The sequence below is a fragment of the Kitasatospora putterlickiae genome, assembly GCF_039527695.1.
GTDB lineage: Bacteria > Actinomycetota > Actinomycetes > Streptomycetales > Streptomycetaceae > Kitasatospora > Kitasatospora putterlickiae.
Window position 1 is genome coordinate 35169 of sequence record NZ_BAAAKJ010000235.1, and the last position, 3237, is coordinate 38405.

Sequence of the window (3237 nt, forward strand, 5' to 3'; positions counted from 1 at the left end):
CCGGCCGGGGCGCCGGGACGGCGCCACCCGATCCGGTGCCCGCCGAGCCGGTCGAGCCCCCCGGGCGCGGCTGGGCCACGTTGGGCTGACTCCTGTCTCGGCGACCCGACATCCCCGCACCTCTTCACGGCTGTGCCATCGAACGATCAGCGGCCAGGACGTCCCCCCTGGCGCCAGGTGGAGCATACAAGCCGACCGGAAACCGACTACCGCCACGCCCGGGCCTCAGCCCCGGGCACGACGGGCGCGGCGCACCGTCCGGTCGCCCCCGACCGGGTCGGCCAACGCCCCTCCCCCGGCCACCAACCGGGTCAGCGCCGCGACGAAGACCGTCCGCTCGGCCGGCGGCAGCGAGTCCAGAACCTCCCGGTGCACCCGGTCGGCGATCGCCGTGCCCCGCTCGACGGCCCGCTCGCCCGCCTCGGTGACCCGGACGATCCGGGCCCGCCGGTCCGCCTCGGCCGGGCGGCGCTCGGCCAGCCCGGTCCGCTCCAGCTCGTCGACGGTCACCACCATGGTGGTCTTGTCGAGGCCGGCCAGCTCGGCCAGCTGGATCTGGGTGCGCTCGGCCGCCAGCGCGTGGAACAGCACGCCGTAGGCGCGCGGGGTGACGCCGAGCTCGGTGAACGCCGCCGCCATCCGGGTCGCCAGGACGTGGCTGGCGTGGTCCAGCAGGCCGGAGAGGTCGTGCGTCTGACGCACGGGCGGCGTGCGGCTGGTCGTCATGGGTCGAGGTTACGCGGCCCCGTGCGGGCCCCCGGTTACGGGATGCCCAGCTCGAACAGCGCGTAGCCCGCGTACCATCCGGCCGCCACCGCCGGCATCGCGATCAGGCCGCCCAGCGTGGACGGCCGCAGCCGGCGCAGCGCCACCGCCAGGCCGATGAACAGCGGGAAGGCCGGCAGCAGGTAGCGCGAGATGTTGCCGTAGATCTGGTTGCTGCTCAGCGCCAGGACGATGGTCAGCAGCGTGTAGAGCACCAGGACCAGCGGTGGCCGCAGCCGCAGCAGCAGCACCAGCAGCCCGGGCAGGGCGATCAGCAGGCCCACCGCGATGAGGTCCGGCGCCGGGTTGGACTGCCAGAACGTCCAGTGCCCGGTGACCGTGTCCAGGGTGCTGCTGGCGGTGGACGCGCCCCAGTCGAAGTAGCGGTTCCAGGCGCCGCGCTGGAGCTTGAAGTACCCGGTCCAGTCGCCCATCCGCCAGCCGACCCAGGCGACGTAGCCCAGCAGGCCCCACGGGGTGATCAGCATCGCGGTCAGCGGACGGGCCACCCCGTCGGTGCGCCGCACCAGCGCCACCAGCGCGGAGATCGAGACCGCGGCGATCAGCGCGGCCGCGGTCGGCCGGTTGAGGCCCGCCACCAGGGCGAGCACCCCGGCGGCAAGCCAGCGGTGGGTCATCACGCAGTAGCAGGCCCAGGCCGAGAGGGCGACGAACAGCGAGTCCGAGTAGACCGCCCACTCCACGCCGGAGCCCGGGAACAGGCCCCAGATCACCGCCGCGGTCACACCGGCCCGGAAGCCGCCGATCCGGTCGGCGATCGCGAAGATCCCGGCCGCGGCGACGAAGGAGGCGAGCACCGAGACGACGATGCCCGAGCCGTACGGGCCGAGCCCGGTGACCGCCCCGACCAGCCGCATCAGCCACGGGTAGAGCGGGAAGAACGCGGCGGAGTTCTCGTAGAAGGTGGCCAGCGGGTAGCCGTGCACCGGGATCAGCTGCGGGTCGTAGCCGTTCTCGGCGATCCGCTGGTACCAGATGCCGTCCCAGGTGCCGAGCACGTCCCACGGCCGGGCGCCGCCGCCGCGCCCCGGGTCCTTCTTCAGGAAGTCCTCGGTGTGCGAGAGCAGGAGGAGGAAGACGGTCAGGCCGGTCGCCTTGACCACGGCGTACGCGCCGAGCGCGGGCGCGTAGCGGTCCACCGCGGCGCCGAACCGGCCGGGGGCCCGCTCCGCCGGGGTCCCCCGGTCATCCTCGGCCTCCCGGGCCTCCCGGACCTCCGGGGTCTCCTGGGCCTCCGACGACCCGGTGCTCGATGCCGCGCTCATCAGCTCTGGTACTCCCCGCCCCACTCGTGACCGGCGCGCCGACCGACACCGCGACGCCGGGCGAGCCTACGACACCGCCGCCGCCGGGCCGAGAGGGAGCCCACCCGGCGGACGAGGGGCGGGCCGGGGACCGACCGGTCCCGGAAACGCCGAGAGCCGCCACCCCGCGCCCCAGGAGGGAAGCACGGAAGCGGCGGCTCGCACCGGCCGGACCGAGGTCCGATCAGCCGTTGTTGACGCAGGTGTTGCCGAAGGCCGGGTTCAGGATGCCCACGATGTCGATCGTGTTGCCGCACACGTTGACCGGGATGTGCAGCGGGACCTGGATCTGGTTGCCGGAGACGACACCGGGGGAGTTGGCGGCGACGCCCTCCGCGCCGGAGCTGGCCAGCGCGGTGCCCGCACCGGCGGCGACGATGCCGACCACAGCGGCGCCGACGGCGGCCGTCTTCTTGATGCTCATGTAGGAGCCTCCTGACTGTTCGACAGAGATGCACGGGGAGTGCGACATCTCCAACGAGACCCGGTCTGGCCGGTTGCGAGGGCACCCCGACTGTCACCCGTCCGGGGGAACGCGACCCCGGGGCCGGGCAATCGGGTGACACCCCGATCCGGCCGTTTCCCCCGGCAGCCTGCCTCGTTCTCCAGTCGGAACACGCTCCATCCGCCCCGCTACGACGAGGAGATCCGCCGCCGGTCCAAACCCGTCCGGAATTCTCCCGGTCGCGCGTCGATTCGAATGCTTCCCGGCCGTGCGGGAATTGTTCGCGGCGCACGGTGCCGCGGCGGCCACTCATCGCCCGCGCCATGGGCGACACGCGCCATCTGGGCCGCCCGAGTGACAATCACGGCATTCCCAGAAGCCAACGGGTCAGGATTTCCCCTGCCCGGCTCCCGACTATTTCCACAGACGGTCGGGAAGAATACGGAGGAAGAACACATGCGCAACGTCAAGAAGACCGCCGCCCTGTCTCTCGCCACCGCCGGCCTGGTGGTCGGTGCGGCCGGCGGCGCGTTCGCCAGCGCCGGTGCCGAGGGCGTCGCCGCCAACTCCCCCGGCGTGCTCTCCGGCAACCAGATCCAGGTCCCGGTGCACGTCCCGATCAACCTGTGCGGCAACACCATCGACATCATCGCGCTGCTGAACCCGTCGTTCGGCAACACCTGCGTCAACGCCGGCTGAACC

4 protein-coding genes are annotated in these 3237 nt (G+C 72.9%); 1 reads left to right on the forward strand and 3 read right to left on the reverse strand.

Features of this window, described 5'->3' with window-relative positions; all coding sequences use genetic code 11:
• Window positions 1-225 precede the first annotated feature (225 nt).
• The 3 genes from ABD308_RS23595 to ABD308_RS23605 form a co-directional block, all read right to left on the reverse strand.
• Window positions 226-726 carry a MarR family winged helix-turn-helix transcriptional regulator gene (locus ABD308_RS23595; protein WP_344338313.1) on the reverse strand — a complete coding sequence of 167 codons (501 nt, stop codon included), beginning with the start codon at window positions 724-726 and terminating at the stop codon, window positions 226-228.
• A gap of 35 nt (window positions 727-761) precedes the next feature.
• On the reverse strand, window positions 762-2051 hold the full coding sequence (locus tag ABD308_RS23600; protein ID WP_344338315.1) for a hypothetical protein: 1290 nt from the start codon (window positions 2049-2051) through the stop codon (window positions 762-764).
• Window positions 2052-2274: 223 nt separating this feature from the next.
• Window positions 2275-2514: a chaplin gene (locus ABD308_RS23605; RefSeq protein ID WP_344338317.1), complete on the reverse strand. Its 240-nt coding sequence runs from the start codon at window positions 2512-2514 to the stop codon at window positions 2275-2277.
• A gap of 477 nt (window positions 2515-2991) precedes the next feature.
• Between ABD308_RS23605 and ABD308_RS23610 the strand changes: the two genes are divergently transcribed.
• Entirely contained in the window at window positions 2992-3234 is a 243-nt protein-coding gene (locus tag ABD308_RS23610; protein ID WP_344338319.1) for a chaplin, read from the forward strand.
• The last annotated feature ends 3 nt before the right edge of the window (window positions 3235-3237 follow it).